The organism is Polaribacter sargassicola, from assembly GCF_021991835.1.
Lineage (GTDB): Bacteria > Bacteroidota > Bacteroidia > Flavobacteriales > Flavobacteriaceae > Polaribacter > Polaribacter sargassicola.
Genome location: NZ_JAHDAU010000006.1, coordinates 149,438 through 170,002, shown reverse-complemented (window position 1 = coordinate 170,002; position 20,565 = coordinate 149,438). Strand labels below are relative to the sequence as shown.

At 31.8% G+C, this 20,565-nt stretch carries 7 protein-coding genes; 3 read left to right on the top strand and 4 right to left on the bottom strand.

Annotated elements, in window-relative coordinates; translation table 11 throughout:
• Positions 1–32: 32 nt before the first annotated feature.
• From purL to KI686_RS11255, 4 genes are all read right to left on the bottom strand, one after another.
• Positions 33–3,710, bottom strand: coding sequence for a phosphoribosylformylglycinamidine synthase (gene purL / locus KI686_RS11270; RefSeq protein ID WP_237589392.1), 3,678 nt, complete (start codon positions 3,708–3,710; stop codon positions 33–35).
• A 161-nt stretch (positions 3,711–3,871) separates the two neighbouring features.
• Entirely contained in the window at positions 3,872–5,956 is a 2,085-nt protein-coding gene (locus KI686_RS11265) for an endonuclease (protein ID WP_237589391.1), read from the bottom strand.
• A gap of 63 nt (positions 5,957–6,019) precedes the next feature.
• A complete protein-coding gene (locus tag KI686_RS11260; RefSeq protein ID WP_237589390.1) occupies positions 6,020–8,209 on the bottom strand; it encodes an endonuclease in 2,190 nt (729 codons plus the stop codon).
• A gap of 54 nt (positions 8,210–8,263) precedes the next feature.
• Positions 8,264–9,475 carry an RsmB/NOP family class I SAM-dependent RNA methyltransferase gene (locus KI686_RS11255; RefSeq protein ID WP_237589389.1) on the bottom strand — a complete coding sequence of 404 codons (1,212 nt, stop codon included), beginning with the start codon at positions 9,473–9,475 and terminating at the stop codon, positions 8,264–8,266.
• A gap of 367 nt (positions 9,476–9,842) precedes the next feature.
• Between KI686_RS11255 and KI686_RS11250 the strand changes: the two genes are divergently transcribed.
• The 3 genes from KI686_RS11250 (at position 9,843) to KI686_RS11240 (ending at position 20,507) form a co-directional block, all read left to right on the top strand.
• Entirely contained in the window at positions 9,843–19,133 is a 9,291-nt protein-coding gene (locus KI686_RS11250; protein ID WP_237589388.1) for a DUF8693 domain-containing protein, read from the top strand.
• Between the two features lie 206 nt (positions 19,134–19,339).
• Complete coding sequence (locus tag KI686_RS11245) at positions 19,340–19,573, top strand: hypothetical protein (RefSeq protein WP_237589387.1); 234 nt, start codon at positions 19,340–19,342, stop codon at positions 19,571–19,573.
• Positions 19,574–19,598: 25 nt separating this feature from the next.
• Positions 19,599–20,507, top strand: coding sequence for a retropepsin-like aspartic protease (locus KI686_RS11240; protein WP_237589386.1), 909 nt, complete (start codon positions 19,599–19,601; stop codon positions 20,505–20,507).
• The last annotated feature ends 58 nt before the right edge of the window (positions 20,508–20,565 follow it).

The following is a 20,565-nucleotide window of genomic DNA, read 5'->3' as shown; positions in this document are numbered from 1 at the left end:
AAGCCCTTTTTTTATATAGTTTTAGGGCAAAATTATTTTGTTAACCAGTTTTTAGCGTTTACAAATGCTTCTAACCAAGGCGTTACCTCATCTTTTCTATTTGCTGGGTAGTTTGCCCAATTCCATTGAAAAGTAGAACGCTCTATATGTGGCATAGTTACTAAATGTCTACCAGATTTATCACACATCATTGCTGTGTTAAAATCAGAACCATTAGGGTTATTTGGGTAACCTTCATAACCATATTTTGCAACAATATTATAATTTTCTTCAGCTTCTGGTAAACTGAATTTTCCTTCACCATGAGAAATCCAAACACCTAATTCTGTACCCGCTAAAGAAGATAACATAACAGAATTATTTTCTTGAATTTTTACTGATGTAAAAGAACTTTCGTGTTTTTGAGAATCATTATGTACCATTTTTCCATGCACTTTATGCTCTGGGTTTATTAAGTCTAATTCCATCCAAAGTTGGCAACCATTACAAATACCTACCGATAAAGTATCTTCTCTTTTAAAGAAGTTTTTTAATGCAGTATTTGCTTTTTCGTTGTATTTAAAAGCACCTGCCCAACCTTTTGCAGAACCTAAAACATCAGAATTAGAAAAACCACCAACAGCTCCAATAAACTGAATGTCTTCTAAAGTTTCTCGACCAGATATTAAATCGGTCATGTGTACATCTTTTACATCAAAACCAGCTAAATACATGGCATTTGCCATTTCTCTTTCAGAATTTGAACCTTTTTCACGGATAATTGCTGCTTTTGGTTTCTCGATTGCGCTCGAAGTGACAGGCAATTTACCAGTAAAATTGGCTGGAAATTTATATGTTAAAGGTTGTTTTTTATAGTTATCAAAACGATCTTGAGCTAAATTATTAGCCGTTTGTTTTTGATCTAATAAGAAAGATGTTTTGTACCAAACATCTCTTAATTTAGCAACATCAAAAGTAAATGCATCCTCATTATTTTTAATATTGATGATACCAGAATTGTTTGCAGTTCCTATTTTAAAAACAGCAACACCAGCATCTTCTAGTTCTTTTTCTATAGAAGCATCTGCTTGAAAAACAATACCAGCATTTTCTGAGAATAAAACTTTAATTGAATCTTCTTCGTTTAAATCAGAAATATCAAAATCTGCTCCTAAATTAATATCAGCAAAACACATTTCTAATAAAGTAGTAATAAATCCACCAGAAGCAATATCATGTCCGGCAGTAATTTTATCTTTTTTAATTAATTTTTGAACAGTGTTAAAAGCTTTTTTAAGATAAGAAGGGTTTGTAACATCTGGAGTTTCATTACCAATGGTATTTAATACTTGGTTGAATGAGCTTCCACCTAATTTATATTCGTCTTGAGAAATGTTGATGTAATAAATATTTCCTCCATCAACCTGTAAAACAGGTTCTACAACTTTGTTAATTTCATTACAATTACCCGCAGCAGAAATAATAACCGTTCCTGGAGAAATTACATCTCCATCAGGGTATTTTTGTTTCATTGATAAAGAATCTTTTCCGGTAGGAACATTGATTCCTAAATCAATAGAAAATTCTGAAACTGCTTTTACAGCTTTGTATAATCTTGCATCTTCACCTTCGTTTTTACAAGGCCACATCCAGTTTGCTGATAAAGAAACAGATGCTAAATTGTCTTTTAAAGGAGCCCAAATAATGTTGGTTAAACTTTCTGTAATTGCGTTTCTACTACCTGCTTCTGGATTAATTAATGCAGAAATAGGAGCGTGGCCAATTGAAGTAGCAACACCTTCTTTTCCGTTATAATCTAATGCCATTACACCAACATTATTTAACGGAATTTGTAAAGGACCCACACATTGTTGTTTGGCAACTTTACCACCAACACATCTATCTACTTTATTTGTTAACCAATCTTTACACGCAACAGCTTCCAACTGCAAAACTTGTTCTAAATAGATTTGTAAGTTTTTAGTTTTGTAACGTGGATTTTTGTATTTTCTTACAACAGTTTTGTCTGTCATTATTGTTTTTGGTGATGAACCAAACATGTCTTCTAAAGCTAAATCCATTGGTTTTTCTCCAGTAGTTTTAGACTCAAAAGTAAATCTGTCATTTCCTGTAACTTCACCAACATCATAAATAGGAGAACGTTCTCTATCAGCAATTTTATGCAAAGTTTCTAAATGTTCATCAGCAATTACCAATCCCATTCTTTCTTGAGACTCGTTACCGATAATTTCTTTTGCAGATAACGTAGGATCACCAACAGGTAATTTATCTAAATCTATTTTACCACCAGTTTCTTCTACCAATTCTGATAAACAATTTAAATGTCCACCAGCTCCATGATCGTGAATAGAAACAATAAAGTTTTCATCACTTTCTACCATTCCACGAACAGCATTTGCAGCACGTTTTTGCATTTCTGGATTTGATCTTTGTACAGCGTTTAGTTCAATTCCTGAAGCAAATTCACCAGTATCAGCAGATGAAACTGCTGCACCACCCATTCCAATTCTATAGTTTTCACCACCAAGAATTACAATTTTATCACTTGCTTTTGGTGCATCTTTTATAGCTTGTTCTGCTTTTCCGTATCCAATACCACCAGCTTGCATGATTACTTTATCGAAACCTAATTTTCTTGCAGCAGCATCACTTGAAGCTGCATTTTCTTCGTGTTCAAAAGTTAATACAGAACCAGTAATTAAAGGTTGGCCAAATTTATTACCAAAATCAGACGCTCCGTTAGATGCTTTTATTAAAATATCCATAGGAGTTTGGTATAACCAATCTCTTGCTTCAAATTTTTGTTCCCAAGGTCTTTTTTCTTCCAAACGAGAATAAGAAGTCATGTAAACAGCTGTTCCTGCCAAAGGTAAAGAACCTTTACCACCTGCAAGCCTGTCTCTAATTTCTCCTCCAGAACCAGTTGCAGCACCATTAAAAGGCTCTACAGTTGTAGGGAAGTTATGTGTTTCTGCTTTTAATGAAATTACAGATTTAAAATCTTTTGTTTCGTAAAAATCTGGTTTATCTGCTGTTTTTGGGGCAAATTGTTCTACAATTGGTCCTTTTATAAAAGCAACATTGTCTTTGTATGCAGAAACTATGTCATTAGGATTTTGTTGAGAAGTTTCTTTAATTAACTTAAATAAAGAAGTAGGCATTTCTTCTCCATCAATCACAAAAGTTCCGTTAAATATTTTATGTCTACAGTGTTCTGAGTTTACTTGACTAAAGCCAAAAACTTCAGAGTCTGTTAATTTTCTTCCTATTTTTTCTGCAACACTTTCTAAATAAGCAACTTCTTCATCACTTAAAGATAAGCCTTCTTGTTGGTTGTATGCATCAATATCATCTATTTCTAAAATAGGTTCTGGTTTTATATCAATAGTAAATGATTCTTGATTTAATGTTGCAAATTTTTCTGAAATCATTGGATCAAAATCAGAAAAATCTTTAGCAACAGAAGTAAATTCTTCTATTCTAATGATATCTGAAATACCCATATTTTGTGTGATTTCTACAGCGTTTGTACTCCAAGGAGTAATCATTGCAGCTCTTGGGCCAACAAAAAATGCATCAATAGAAGTTGCTTCTATTTTTGGTTGATCGGCAAAAAGCCAAGTTAATTTTGCAATGGTTTCTGTAGTTAATTCTTTTGTTGTTTGAACAGCATATACTTTACTGTTTTTGTTTCCAAAGAAATGAATCATTATTGAGTTGTGTGTTAGCGTTTGTTTTAAAATGCAAATTTACTTTTTTTCAATTTAAAACTTAATAATTATTTAACCGAAATTTTTTAGTTATTCACTTGTTTATTAACTAAAAAAAGACCGCCGAAGCAGTCTTTTTGTAAGAATTTACTTTATAAAAATTATTTCTTCAATATTTTTTTAGTTGTAAACTGATTACCATTGTGTATTTTAACTAGATAAATTCCTTTTTTTAAGTTAGAAACATCAATTGTATTATTAATAGTTGTAATTTCTGATGTTTGAATTGATTTACCTATTAATGAATAAATAGTTACGGTTAAATTTTCTGTAGTACTAAAATTTAATTTGTTTTCTACAGGATTTGGAAACATTTTAAAAGCATCAAAGATTGATGTATCTGTACTAGCGGTAGAAGAGTTGTAAATACCAATTCCGTCTACTGTATCTTTAGGTAAAACTTCCCATTCGCTAGTTGTGTAAGTAGTGTTTGGGTTTGTTATAGTTAATAATCTTCTAAGTGTAACATCTTGAGCAAAGCTTGAAGTACCGTCTAAATCACCGATAATATCAATTAAAACACCATTTTTAAATAAACCAACTCTATCATCTCCATTAAAAGTCATAGGAGTAGAATTTGGTATTCCTAAATCACTTTCATCAATTAATGTTTGATTTGTTGTGTTACTATTAGTTATAACAAAAACATCATCTATACCTATAGAATAACCACTTAAAACTAAAGGAGTTTCCCAAGATCCATTAGATTGTCTGGCAACTGAATAAATAGATAAATCTACAACATCACCTGTAAGATTAGCAATTTCTATAGCTTTTCTATAGTTACCACCTTCTACATATTCAGAGAAAAATATTTCATTTGTAACGGCAGAACCATCAGTTGTTGTTGCATTAATAGCTATAGATTGTTCAGATTGATTACCCGATGCATCTTTAGCCAAAACAGTTACATTATAAGTAGTGGATATTTGTAAATTAGAAACTGTGTAAAACGTTTCTTCTGTACTTCCGTTAAAAGTATCGTCAACATAAATATCATAACTTGTTACGGCAGTATCGTCTGTAGATGCACTCCAGTTTACTTTAAAAGAAGTACCAGAAATATTGCTAATAGTAATATTTGTAGGTATGGTTGGTGCTGTTGTATCTGTTGTAGTTGTTCCATTTACAGCTGTAGATTGTGCAGATTTATTACTTGCCAAATCTTTTGCTAATACAGATATTGCATAAGTTGTATTAGGTGTTAAATCTGTAATTGTATAATTAATATCAGAAGTTTGTCCATTTAAAGTTCCGTCTACATAAATTTCATATTTAGATACCGCTTCGTTATCTGTAGAAGCTGTCCAAGAAACGTCTATAGTAGATGTTGTAATATTACTTAAAGAAACGTTTGTTGGTACAGTTGGTGCTTCATCATCAGAAGTAATATAAATTCCCCAAGAATCAATTGCAGGTTCTCCTCCCCAAATTCTTGTTGCTAAATACGCGTTATCTATAAAAGGATTTCTGTTACCTTGTGCATACGTTGCGTTAGAATCGTGGTATGTATTTCTTTGTCTTTCAAAATCAGAAACAGGGTCTTCTACATTCCATTCTAAGAATAAATCAATCATATCATCACCAGCATTAGCGCTATTACCAATACCAACTCCACTAGGTAAGCATTGGTCTCCATAACGGATGTACATATACATCATCATTCTAGCAATATCACCTTTCCATTCATCACCAGGATACCAACCACCAGAAACGCTACCAGAATTACCAGAACCGTCTGCAAATTTTAAATTTCCTCTTTGGCTGTTATAAGAAACGTCCGAAGGTCTTAAATGATGTGCATCTGCGCCTGGCCCAGTTGAACCTAAATTAGGTGTTCCTAAGGATTTTGCATAAGTGTGTTCTCTGTTCCAATCTCCTTGATCTCCACTATTATCGTCTACACCTCTTCTTCTTGCTGTTAAGCCAGATGTAGTATCTTCATATCCGTATATTAATAAGACTTCTTGGTTGTTTTCCGGATTTAGATCTGTTACTTTTAAAGCTTCCCAAACGCCAGGAGTATAACTTAAAAAGTTAATGTGTGCATTAATTGTTTTTGTTGCTAATTCTTCTTTTAAAGCTAAACCTTCTTTGGTTAAATCTACACCATTATAATATTGCTCTTGCGCAAAACTTATTATGGTAGTTAAAAAAAGTGATAAAAAAAGTAGATTTTTTTTCATAATTGTAATAATTAAAAAGCGACTCATTTAAAAATGAATCGCTTTAAGTTAGAGTATTTTGTATTAGTTTTTTATTAATTTTTTGGTAATAAATTGTTTACCAGAATTAATTTTGATTAAGTAGATACCTTTTGATAAATTAGAAATATCAATATTGTTTTTACTTTTTGTAACTTCTGTAGTTTTAACTAATTTACCTAAAACATTGTAAACATTAATAGTAGCATCTTCTGTGACACTAAAGTAAACGTTGTTTCCGTTTGTTGGATTTGGAAACATTTTAAAAGATTCAAAAGTAAAAGTAGCATTACTTAATGTAGCGCTGTGGCTACCAATACCATCAAAAGTGTCTGCAGGGAACTTGTCCCATTCTGTTACAGTATATGTAGTGTTTGGCACAGAGATAGTGCTTTTTCTTCTATATGTAGCATCTATTATATGATCGCTAGAATTTCCTTCTTCACCAATAATATCAATTAAAACGCCATTTTTAAACAAACCAACAGGATCATTACCATTAAAATTCATAGGAGAACCGTAACTTGTATCTTCATTACTAATAGGACCCGATAAGTCTGATTCTGCAATAAGGTGCTCATCAGAAACATCAGAATGTGTAATTACAAAAACGTCGTTAGGTACAATGCTTTTTACATCACCAGTGTCTAATTTAAAATCATCTACCCAAGAACCTCCGTTAGATTGCTTTTGGATACTATAACCCGCTAAACTAATTGTTGAACTAGATAAATTTACAATTTCAATTGCTTTATTATTTACAGCACCAGGTTCTACATATTCAGAAATAAATAACTCTGTAATTCCGTTAGAAGAGCCATCAGTTGTGGTTACATTAATTGCTGTGCTTTTAGCAGAGGCATTACCATCTATATCTTTTGCTAAAACTTCTACCGTATATGTTGTAGAAAGGCTTAAACCAACTATTGTATAAGAAAGATCTGTTGTAGATGCACTTAAATTTTCGTCTACATAAATATCATAACTAGCTACGGCATTGTTGTCTGTAGAAGCATCCCAACTTACTTTAAAAGAAGAGTCAGAAATATTACTAGTAACTACATTTGCAGGAATACTAGGTGCTTCTGTATCTTGTAATGTAGTAATACTTACCACTTCACTAGCATCAGAAAGATTGTTTATAATATCTCTTGCAACAACTGTAAAATTATAGGTTGTGTTGGTATTTAAGCTATTTATTGTTGTGTTTGTATTGTCTGTTTGTGCTGTTAAAACATCATTTACATAAATATTATAACCAACAACACCAACATTATCTGTAGAAGCTGTCCAAGAAATATCTACACTAGTTAAAGTAATATTACTTATAGTAACGTCGGTTGGTGTAGTAGGAGCTTCAGTATCACTACCCGTATAGATTCCCCATCTGTCTTCTGCAGATGTTCCTCCCCAAATTCTTGTTGCTAAATATGGATTGTCTATAAAAGGGTTTCTATTACCTTGTGCGGCATAATTTCTGGTATCTTCATGGTAATTATTTCTAGCAATTTCTATGTCAGAAACTGGGTCTTCTGCATTCCAATCTAAAAATAAATCAATCATGTCATCAGGTGTAAATTCGCTACTACCAATACCAACAGCACTAGGCAAACAAACCTCTCCATAACGCAGGTACATATACATAATCATTCTTGCAGCATCACCTTTCCATTCATCACCAGGGTACCAAGCAGGTGTATTTGCACCTTCTAAACCACTATAAGTATCGGTAGAAAAATTAGAATTACCAGAACCTTTACCATATTTTCTGTTATTTCTTGTAGAATTACGTGTTCTGTCTGCTGCTCTTAAATGGTGCGCATCGGTAGATGGCCCAGGTACATCTGTATCTAAAACAGGATTTGCTAAAGATTTAGGAAAAACGTGTTCTCTGTTCCAAACAAACTCTGCTCCAGAACCACCGTCTTGTAAGTCTTTATCACGAGAATAATCATTGGTAATATCTTGGTCGGTACCGTTTTCCCAACCATAAAATAAAACAACTTCATCTGTATTAGAAGAATACTCATCTGTAGCTTTAGTAGCATCCCAAACATCTGGGCCTCCGCTTGTATATTCTAATGTTCTTGTGTGAGTTGCTATAACTTTTGCAGCTAATTCATCTTTAAGTTGAATGCCTGTTAAAGTTAAATCTACATTAAAATAATATTGCTCTTGAGAAAAACCAATAGTAGTAAATGTAATTAAAAGTAGAAATAGTAGTTTTTTTATCATTTAGATATTGTTTAAATTAAAAAATAAATACTTTCTTTTTCAGCAATTAAAATATTATTTTTTTTCTAATAAAGCCATATAGAACCCGTCGAAACCAGAAATATGTGCCAATACTTTTTTATCTTTTACAAAAGTAAAGTCTTTTCCTGCTTCCGATGTTAAGAAAGTATTAACTTGGTCTTGGTTTTCTGAAGGAAGTATTGAACAAGTTGCATACACCATTTTTCCTCCTGGTTTAACCATTTTAGAATACTGTTGTAAAACATCTTGCTGTACTTTTTTAATATTATCTATAAATTCTGGTTGTAATTTCCATTTAGAATCTGGGTTTCTACGGATAACGCCTAAACCAGAACATGGTGCATCAATTAAAACCCTATCTGCTTTACAATGTAATTTTTTAATAGGTTTTGTAGAGTCTATAACACGCATGTCTATATTATGTGCTTTGTTTCTTTTGGCACGTACTTTTAACTTACGCAATTTACTTTCGTAAATATCCATAGCAATTACTTGTCCTTTATTTTGCATTAAAGCAGATAAATGCAATGTTTTTCCACCAGCACCAGCACAAGTGTCTACCACTTTCATACCTGGTTTAACATCTAAATAAGCGGCTACTAATTGCGATGAAGCATCTTGTACTTCAAAAAAACCGTTATGAAAGGCTTCTGTTTTAAAAACATTGGCTCTTTCTGGCAATAGCAAAGCATCAGGATGATTTGGTAAAAACTCTGTAATTACGTTTTCTGATCGTAACTTTTTTTGCAGAATTTCTTTAGTAATATTTAAAGTATTTGTTCTTAAAATTACTTTAGCTTGCTCGTTTAAAGCAGCAATTTCTTTGGTCCAAACTTCTTCACCTAATTCGGCTACACAAATTTCATCCATCCAATCTGGTATAGATTCTCTATACTTTCTTGTTTTAGATAATTCTGCAAATCTACCTTTAATTCTTCTTTCTGGTACATCGCCAATTTGGTTCCAATCTGGTAACGGAATTCCTCTTAAAATACACCAAACAGAAAACAGTCTCCAAATATTATCTCTATCATAAGGTACTTTAACTTCTGCAATTTCTGCGTATAATCTATTCCATCTAACAATGTCGTAAATAGTTTCTGCAACAAATTTACGGTCTCTTGCTCCCCAACGTTTATCTCTTTTAAGGGCTTTTTCTACCGCTTTGTCTGCGTAAACACCTTCGTTAAAAATATCTCTAATACTGTCTATTACAGCAAAAGTTAAGTTTCTATGTAGTCTCATTTGTATATTGTAATGGAGTGCAAATATACATCAAATAAAAAGTAATATTGTTCTCTTAAACTATATTTAAAAGAAACGATTTAGAGTTTATTGTTAATATAAGTAAAAAGAACTAAACTTCTAAGAATAAAACCTGTGTTAATAATTTTAATAAAATATGATAAATGTCATATTTAATAATTTAAGTCGTAAAATTTATTAACTTTTAATTTATTTAATTTAAAAAACATATGTTGAAATTGCATTTTTTTTAATAAAATTATCGGCTTGTTGTAAATAAGATAAATTTAAACAGATTATTGCTTAAAGTGTTGAAAATAAGAAGATATAATAAATAAAATATTAATTTTGTTTTTAAATTTTTACGATGAAAAAATGTGTAAAAAAAACAAGGTTATTTGGGGGAGTACTTTGTTTCAATTTACATTTCCCTTTACTTTTTATTTTTTTATTTATATCGTTATCTAGTGTATCGCAAACCACATACGATGTTGTTCTAGGTACAGATAATGTTCCTGTAACAGAAGTACAGTTCGATTTTAATGGAAATACAATTACTCAAACACAAGGTTACGGTACTTCTAATGCTCCTAACGCAAATAGAACTTCGCTTCCTGTTTTAATGAATTATATTAAGGTTGATATTGGAGAAGGTGAGACCAAAACCTTAAATTTTTACAATGTTCTTGGTACGTTTGTAACCAATAATAATTTTACAACAGCTGCCAGAGGAGTCGGTGTTTATAATGAAGGTGTTAAAACTGAAGTTAAAGACGGGGTAGCCGAATGGGAAAATGCTATGCAAGATATGGCAAATAGTAAAAATGCACTTCATTATTTATATTATGATGGCGTATCTAATATTCCAAGTGCTGATGATTTTGATATTTTATTTAAAAAAGCTCTAACTGATGCAGACCATCTTGTGGTAAGTGAAAGGTTTGGGAATACTTATTTTACAGTAACACCTTTAGATATCGATGGAAATCCTATTACTTCTGCAAGAAAATTGCGTTTTGGTTTTGTAAATGGACCTAATAATGGTGCAGGAAGTACTTCAGGAAATGGAAGTAGAAAATACGATTGGAATATTGGGTATGGTTCTGCAGGATATCAAGCGAGTCAACCTCAATATTTTTCTGTAGTAGATGTAGAGTTGTTTAATTCCTCTTCTTCTATTTATGGGTTTAGAATTGATAATAATGGAGAAGCTGATGTTAAATTTTATGGTATTTCTGATGATACCTTTACTAATAACCCTACTAATCCAAATGTGCCAGGAATTATTGGTAATGTTTTTGAAGATTTTGATCAATTAGATGATAACTCTGTAGATGGTGATGCAATTTACAGCCCATCAGGTACACAATTATATATAAGTTTATTAGATAATTCAAATAATATTTTATCTACTACACAAGTAGAAAGTGATGGTAGTTATGAGTTTTTAATAGAGGTTAGTAAAAATACAAATTATAATCTAGTTTTACACACATCTTCTATCGGCAGTACAACAGCTAATTTACCAGAAAACTGGGTAAACACAGGAGAAAGTCAGGGAGAAGCAACAGGTGATGATGGTACTGCAAATGGTGTTATTTCTGTATCTGTTGGAACTGTTTTAAAAACTGTAAATTTTGGAATTGTATACGAATGTACTAATGGAGCTACCGAGGGTGTTGTTACAGCTAACGATCCTGATGCCGATGGTATTAACAATATTTGTGATTTAGATTCTGATAACGATGGTATTTTAGATTCTGTAGAAGGTACAGGAGATTTTGATGGTGACGGAGTACCAAATTATTTAGATTTAGATTCTGATAATGATGGTATTTATGATATTGTAGAAGCAGGTGGTACAGATGCAGATAACGATGGTTTAGTAGATAATTTTACAGATTTAGACCAAGATGGTTTAGCAGATATTTATGATGATAGTTGTACAAGTACTTCTTCTTTAGGTTATGCTACTTCGGTAGTTTCATCAAGTGGCTTTACCAATCCTTCTAATGCACTTAATGAACCTGGTACTACATATGCAGAATCTAACGCAAGTGGTAATAAATTAACCTTAGGTTTTCCAGAAACATTACCGGCTGGTACTGAAATAACAGTATATTCTAAAAATAATCAACACTATGCTATGGAATTTCAAGTTTATTGGACTTTTGGAAATGAGTCGGGAGATACTTGGTTTAAAAATCTTAAGTCTGGTTATATTCAACCTGGAGAAACTAATGAATTTACATTTACAATAGATTATGAAAACACTTCTTTTATTGCAGAAGCTTTTGATTCGGATTTGTTTATTTATGGGGTAAGTTACAGTACAAGTTCTTCAGGTGGCTCATCAACTACAGATTGTTCAGGTACATTATTAACCCCTATAGAAACTACAAGTGGTACACCAGATTATTTAAACTTAGATTCAGATGGAGATGGATGTTATGATGTTTTAGAGGCATATTTTACAGATACTAACGGAGACGGAGAAATAGATGGAGATGGTACTGTAAATGATAATGGAGTTGTACAAAATACAGATGGTTATACAGGTACAAAGACAGCTGTTACAGATAATTCTATAAACGTTTGTACTTTTGTGGATACAGATAAAGATGGCATACCAGATAGTACAGATTTAGATGATGATAACGACGGTATTTTAGATACTGATGAAATGGTAAACTGCGATATAAATATTGTAACAAATGCAGATGCTTATTGGTCTTTAGATAATAATACCGATGATATTTCTGGTAACAATTATAACGAAATATCAGATGATAGTAGCATACCTGATTTTTCTACAGATGCAGTACAAGGTACACATTCTGCAAGTTTTAATGGTACTTCTCATCAAATAAGATATAGTGTAGATAGTGGATTTATGGAGGGGAATTATATAGCAATTAATTTTTCAGCATGGATTAAACCCGATAATTTAACAGGTACTAGAATTATATACGAAGAAGGTGGTGGCACACATGGTTCTATCTTGTGGTTAAATGGCAATATTCTTACTTACACAACCAAAAGTGGTGGTAATCAATATAATGTAGCACATCCTACAGCAGTTGTATTAAATACATGGCAACATGTAGCAATTACTTTTAATGCAGGTGTTTTAACAGTATATTTAAATGGTGTTGCAGAAAGTATAGATTATAGTGATGGTCATAGTTCTATATCACCTCACACAAGTAATGGTGGTATTGGTGGAGATTTTGGCGGAAACTCGGCAGGAATTAGTGGTAGTAATATTAATTACTCAGGTTTAATGGATGCGGCAAGATATTCTTTAAGTACCACTTGGTCTGCAGAAGATATTGCTTTAGAGGCATTGCGTTGCGATTTTGATGGAGATGGCGTACCAAACCATTTAGATTTAGATTCAGACAACGATGGTATTTATGATATTGTAGAAGCAGGTGGTACAGATGACGATAATGATGGTTTAGTAGATAATTTTGTAGATGCTAATGACGACGGAGTATCAGATAATATTTGTTCAGGCGGAGTAATAAATGCAGTGAGTGCAACGGTAACCCAAGGTTCATTCACTAACCCAGGTTATGCTACAAGTACAACAGGTTTTTCAGATACGCAGGCAGCTATTAGTACAGCGGAAGGAACTTCTTATGTGGTTTTAGATTTGGGACAAGTAGTACCCGCAGGATCTACAATAACACTTTATGCAGCTCATGCAACTGGAGGTAAAAATAGTGGACAAATTCGTGAGTCAGATGTTAATGGAACGGAAATGACTTATTTGAGTAATTTTGAAGTTTCAGGCTCTACCATCACATCTTTTTCAACAACAACAAAAAATGATACACAATATATAAGGGTTGCTGCTTATTGGGACGATATAGCAATTTATGGTATAGAAGTAGATATGGGTGATGATAGTAGTACTTGCTCTAGTATAGGCTTAACACCGATAGAAACTACAAGCGGCACACCAGATTTTCTGAATATAAATTCTGATGGAGATGTATGTTATGATGTTATAGAAGCAGGTTTTACAGATGCTAATGAAGACGGACAAATAGATGGCGATGGTGTAGATGTTAACGGAGTTGTACAAAATACAGATGGTTATACAGGTACAAACGTTGCTGTAACAGATGCAAGTATAGCTTATTGTGATGATACAGATACAGACGGAGATGGTATTATAGATTCTATAGATATAGATGATGATAATGATGGTATTTTAGATGTAGATGAAACTACAGAAGATTTTGATGGAGATGGTATACCCAACCATTTAGATTTAGATTCAGACAACGATGGTATTTACGATTTATTAGAAGCAGGCGGTTTAGATTCTGATAATAATGGTATTGTAGATAATTTAGAAGATTTAGACCAAGATGGTTTAGCAGATGTTTACGATAGTAGTTGTTCAGACTCTTCTACGGGAGAAATAATAAATGCAACTGCAGCGGCATCAGCCTCTACTTTTAATAACCCTTCTAATGCTGTAGGAGACCCTGGAACAAGTTTTGCTAGGTCTGCTTCTGGTATTTCTAATTTAATATTAAATATGGGGCAGTTAATAGCAGAAAATTCTATTGTAACCATTTATGCTTCAAACACAAACAGTTCTAGTTCATCAGCTGTAGAGGTGTATCATTCTAATGCATCAGGTACTAATGGTCAATTAATAAGTAATATTAATGTTTCAGGTACAAGTAAAACAGCATACACTGTTACTGTGCAAAACGAAACTCAATATATAAGGATCGCTCATTATAGTGGTAACAATATTAGAATTTATGGTGTAGAGGTAGATACTTCTACTAATAATTGTTCTGGTATTGGTTTAACGCCAATAGAAACCACTATAGGTAAACCAAATTATTTAAATACAGATTCAGATGAAGATGGGTGTAGCGATGCAATAGAAGCTCGTTTTACAGATACTGATGGAGATGGACAAATTGATGGAATTGTAGATGAAAATGGAGTTGTACAAGGTGTAGATGGTTATACAGGTACATTATCTGCGGTTACAAGTAGTGTATATTCAGAAGCGTGTAATTTAACTGATACAGATAATGATGGTGTTATAGATACTTTTGATTTAGATGATGATAATGATGGAATTTTAGATGTTGCAGAAAATGGTAGCTGTAATATAGAAGATAAAAAAGAATTTATAGAATTATTGAGTGAAGATTTTGGTACAGGTACTGCAAGAGGTTCTAATCCTTATATTGTAAATCATAAATATGACAGCCAAGGAGATATACCAGATGGTTATTATGCGGTAGTTTCTTCATTATCTCCTGGTTTAGCAATTTGGAATAGAACAGAAGCTAATAGTGATTTAGATGCAAATATAGATCAAGACTCGGGTCCAGATGGTGGTAGTAATGCAGGTAGATATTTGTCTATAAATTTAGGTAATGACGGGGATGATGTACCTTTTTATCGTCGTACATTAAATGATTTAACCGTTGGTGCAGATTATAGGTTTAGAGTAGATGTAGCAAGTTTATGTACAGGAGATAATTGTACAGATTTACCAATATTTCGTTTAGAAATTCAAGATAGTTCTAACGGAGAAACTTTAGAAGTAATTTCATCTAATGGTTTAGGTATAGAAAATGATGATACTTGGAGAAGAATTGTTTTAAATTTTACATCAACTGTAACCTCTGTAGATGTAGTAATTATAAATGATCAGCCAAACGGAATTTCAGGTAATGATTTTGGGGTAGATAATATTGTTTTTGGTATGCTACAATGTTCTAATGAGTCAATAGATGCAGATAACGACGGTATTATCAATAGTTTAGATTTAGATTCAGATAATGATGGTATTCCTGATGTAATAGAGTCTGGAGGAGTTGATGAGGATAATGACGGACAAGCAGACGGAGAGGTAGGTACAACGATTACCACAGAAGGAGTGCCAAGTAGTGCTGGTACAGATGGTATTGGTATTGTTATCCCTATAGATTCAGACAATGATGGCGTATTTAATTTTTTAGATTTAGATTCCGATAATGATGGTATTGCAGACATTGTAGAAGCTGGCGGAGTAGATACAGACGGTAATGGTTTAGTAGATAATATTGATGGTGATAATTACGGAGTATTAATTAACGATACAGATACTGATGGTTTAGATGATTTGTATGATTCAGAAAACGGTGGTACTGATATCACAAACCCAGATACAGATGGAGATGGAATACCAGATTATATAGATCTAGATTCCGATAACGATGGAATACCAGATGTTGTAGAGGTGGGTGGTACAGACGCTAACGGAGATGGTAAAGCAGACAACTATATAGATAACGATGGTGATGGGTTTAATGATGTTGTAGATGGAGATGCTGGTAATGATGGAACATCAGAAAACACAGCTAATGCTTTAATTGTTACAGGAGCCGATACAGATACCGATGGAATTCCTGAAAGATATGAAAACGGAGATTTTGATGATGATGGTATCTTAAATCATTTAGATTTAGACTCAGATAATGATGGAATATTAGATGTTGTAGAAGCCGGAGGTACGGATGATGATAGAGATGGAAAAGCAGATAATTTTATAGATGAAGATAATGATGGTTTTAATGATGTGGTAGACGGAGATCCAACAAATGTATTAGATACTGGTTTTGACGGTTCTGGATCTAATAAAAACAATGCTTTAATTGTTACGGGAGCAGATACGGATGCGAATCAGGATGGAAGACCAAACTCTTATCCGAATGGTGATTTTGATATAGATGGTCATTTAAATTTCTTAGATATTGATGCAGATAATGATGGAATACCAGACAATATAGAAGGACAATCAACAACTGGTTACATTCCTCCTTCTGGTATAAATATCACTGATAATAATAACAATGGAGTTGACGATAATTACGAAAACGGAACTATTATTGGTTTAGAGGTTGTAGATACAGATTCTGATGAGACTCCGGATTATTTAGATATAGATTCTGATAATGATGGAACCCTTGATATTGAAGAAAATGGACATGCCGCTGATTCCATTCTTGAAGAGGATTCAGATGGTGATGGTTTAGATGATGCTTTTGATGATAATGATGATCTAGAAATTGTTGGAAACACTGTTAATGATGGTTTAGACTCAAATAATACGGTTAGTGATATTGATTCTTTGATAGCTTCTTTTGGAGATGCAGACAATGACGCAACAACAATTGGAGATTTAGATTATAGAGATACAGTAGAGAATGGAGTACCAATGATTACGCAAGTATATCAATATGATACAGAAAGATGGATTGAAGTAACAAATATTAGCGATATTAGTATTCCAGCTAATTTAATTAACATCCAATTATACAATTCTAAGACAGGAGATCAAACAGATGTAGCACCCGATGTAACTTATACTGTTACAGAAGAGTTAGCAGTTGGTCAATCTGTACTTATTAAAAATAGTACTAATCGTATAACCAATATTAATAATAATGCTATTGTTGAAATTAATAATGATTTAACAAACATAGAGGGTGCAGATGATTTAATTATTTTATCAAGAACAACAGATGCTACCTCTTATGCAAATAGGTATGATGTTATTGAATCTTTTGCAGATAATACTTCTTATGTAAGAATTGATGAAACATTAGTGCCAAATAAAGATTATAACGCAGATGAATGGGTGATATTTATAGATGATGCAATTCCAACTTTTTTAACCGTAGGAGAGGAAAGTGAAGGTACATCATCAGAATTTAGACATCCACACGATCCTTTAATTTCTGAGATAGAATCTTCGGAAAATGAAGCAAATACATTATTAGGTTTACATAGAATAGCTATTACTACCAGAATAGATAATTCTTGGTCTAATGGTTTTCCAGACAGGTCTCGTTTTGTTGTAATTGATGAAGATTATAATGGAGATATAAGATTTAGTGCAAGAAAATTAACAATCAATGAAGATAAGAAATTAGGAGTTACAGATAATTTACTTGTAGTAACTAATGATATTGTTCTTGAGGGAGAAATTAGATTGATAAGCACCGATAATACTAATAAAGCACAATTAGTACAAACACATGTTTCTGAAAGTAAAATTTCTGGTAACGGAAAATTATTAGTAGATCAAAACTCAGAAGTGCCAAGTTTGTATAGATACAACTATATGAGTTCTCCTGTTATACCAGATGCTTCCTCTTTAAAATATACTGTAGAAGCTATTTTTAAAGATGGTACAGAACCTACTAGTTTTGAAGGAACTATTAAATCTGATATAGCCAAAGATATTAATTGGATTGATGGATATGATGGTGATACAACCTCTCCAATATCTTTAGCAGGTTATTGGATATACACATTTGCACCTAGTACAGCGGGGTATTCTAATTGGTTTCAGGCTAGAGAATTTGGAGATATAGGTAGAGGTGAAGGTTTTATATTTAAAGGACCTGGTAGAGCACAGAATTATACATTTATGGGTGTTCCAAATGATGGAAGTTTTACCACACCATCAGAAATTGGTTCAAATGAAGAATACTTAATTGGTAACCCGTATTCATCAGCTATTAATGCACGAAAGTTTATAGAAGATAATGAAGAATCTCTTACAGGTTCTCTATATTTCTGGGAGCATCATGAAAGTGCTTTAGGAGAAGGAGAAGATACAGGAATTGCTGGACATACTTTTGCTGGTTATGTAGGTGGTTACGCTGTAATAACTGCTCCTATGACATTGTCTGCAGTAACAACATGTGAAGATTATCAAGGAATTTCTGGTATAGGAACAGGTGTCTATCAAACACCAGGAGCTTATATTCCAATTGGTCAAGGTTTTATGGTTGTTGGAGATGCAGACGGTGGAGATATAGAGTTTAATAATAGTCAAAGAGCATATATAACAGAAGGAGATGATTCTGTATTCTTTAAATCAGGAGAAATAACAAGTAAAACTGCATCTAAAGAAACAACAGATTTATTACCAATTATTAAATTAGGGTTCGAATTTAAGAATGAAAATAACTTGTCATTACATCGTCAAATAGGTATTTCTTTTAAAGCAAATAATTCATTTGAATTTGACAAAGGTTACGATTCAGAAATTTTTGATATTGGAACTACAGATATGTATTGGAAGTTTACTAATGATGAAAAAAAATATGTAATTGCAGGAGTGCAAGAGATTTCTACAGAATTAGAAGTTCCTTTAGCTATTGTAATGGATTATTCAGGTGAAATAAGTTTAATGATTGATGAGTTACAAAATGTATCTAAAGACATATTTATAGTAGATAAATTAACAAATACATTTTACAATATAAAAGAATCTATGGTTACTTTAAATTTAGATGCAGGAGCATATACAGATCGATTTGTATTAGCTTTTAAAGAAGAAAGTAGTTTAAATGTTGATGATGATATTTTAGAAAGTAATATTTATGTATTTTTAGATAATACCACTAAAGAAATAGTTATAAATAATACTAGTAACTTAGAACTTAAAAAAGTACAATTATTTAATTTATTAGGTCAGAAAGTAGATCAATGGTCTGATTTAAATTTAGACATAAAAGAAAATAGGTTAAAAACAAGAAACCTTGTAAATACAGTTTATATCATAAAAATAGAAACGGATAAAGGAAAAGTTTCTAAAAAAATATTAGTAGAATAAGTTTCTAAAAATAGTTTTTTAAAAGCCTATTAAATTTATTTTAAAATTTAATAGGCTTTTTTTATTAAAAGAAATCACACTTTAAAATATTTATAGAGATTTCTGTATTTTAGTTATAAAACCTTTTTTTTGAATATAAATTATACATACAGATATATAAAAGTGTTTGTTATTTACTAGAAGAACGCAGTCTAACTTAAAATGAAATGAAAAAAACATTAAAAATAATTTCTATAGTATCAATTGGATTATTTGTAGTTTTATGGATTTCGTGCAAATTTAATTTCTTGGCGAAATATAATTTGATAGAATACAGAAATATTTTTGTACTAATATATTTGTTTACAAGTTTAAAATATTTTCAAATGGAGGTGAAAGATAAAAATGCTGAAATTCAGGAATTGAAATTAAAATTAGAGAAAACAAAAAGGAAAATTTAAAGGTAACTTTAACACTAAATGCAGTATGAAGAAACTTATTTTAATTGTTTTATTATTTCTGACAAACATTTCTGTTTTTTCTCAAGAATTAATTGACAAACTCCCTTTTAAATTAGTTGATAATTTAATCTTTTTTAAATTACATATTAATAATTCGAAAGAACCTTTGAACTTTATGTTCGATTCGGGAGCAGGAGTTACTGTAATTGATACTAAAATTGCTAATAGGCTTAAATTAAATATTTCTGCAACTACAAGAATAGGAACCTCAGGTAAAACTATAGAAACAAAAGAGTCTTCATTAAATAAATTAAAGTTCAGTAAAAACTTTAAAACAGATGACATTTCGTTGTTTTTAATGGATTTAAGTCACATAAGCAAACATTTAAAAGTTAATGTTGATGGCATTATAGGATACGACTTATTAAAACTTGCCATTGTAGAAACCAACATTGATTTGATGGAAATACAGCTTTTTAAAGAAGCTAATTATAAATATAAAGGCAATGCAAAATCACTAAAGCTTATAGATCTTGAATCAAATCATTTTGGCTTGCCAATAGAAATAATACCGAAAGGAAGTGAAAAAAGTATAACATTGATTGTAAAAATTGATACAGGTGCTCCTAACTATTTAACATTCCACAATAATGCTGTTATTAAACACAATTTAATTAAACCTAAGAAAAAATATAAAATAAGAAAAGGGTTTGGCGCAGATGCTACAATTACAAGTAATTTAAAAGGTAAAATATCATCAGCTAAATTTGCTTCAGTAGAATGGAAAAATATTCCTGCTATTTTTGAAGTTGACCCACTGAATAAAAATTCAAAAAGGAAAGCTGATGGTTTAATAGGGCAACAAATGCTTTTAGATTTTAATATTACATACCTTTTAAATACGAAAACAATCTACCTAGAAAAAAGAAAATAAAAACTAGTTAAAACTTAAAAACCGTTGAAAAAAAAGACTATTTTTCAACGGTTTTCTT

Excerpts from the sequence above, each read along its gene's own strand:
- KI686_RS11245 (WP_237589387.1), top strand. The coding sequence starts at position 19,340 with ATGAAAAAAACATTAAAAATAATTTCTATAGTATCAATTGGATTATTT.
- KI686_RS11250 (WP_237589388.1), top strand. The coding sequence starts at position 9,843 with ATGAAAAAATGTGTAAAAAAAACAAGGTTATTTGGGGGAGTACTTTGT.
- KI686_RS11265 (WP_237589391.1), bottom strand. The coding sequence starts at position 5,956 with ATGAAAAAAAATCTACTTTTTTTATCACTTTTTTTAACTACCATAATA.
- KI686_RS11240 (WP_237589386.1), top strand. The coding sequence starts at position 19,599 with ATGAAGAAACTTATTTTAATTGTTTTATTATTTCTGACAAACATTTCT.
- KI686_RS11260 (WP_237589390.1), bottom strand. The coding sequence starts at position 8,209 with ATGATAAAAAAACTACTATTTCTACTTTTAATTACATTTACTACTATT.
- purL (WP_237589392.1), bottom strand. The coding sequence starts at position 3,710 with ATGATTCATTTCTTTGGAAACAAAAACAGTAAAGTATATGCTGTTCAA.
- KI686_RS11255 (WP_237589389.1), bottom strand. The coding sequence starts at position 9,475 with ATGAGACTACATAGAAACTTAACTTTTGCTGTAATAGACAGTATTAGA.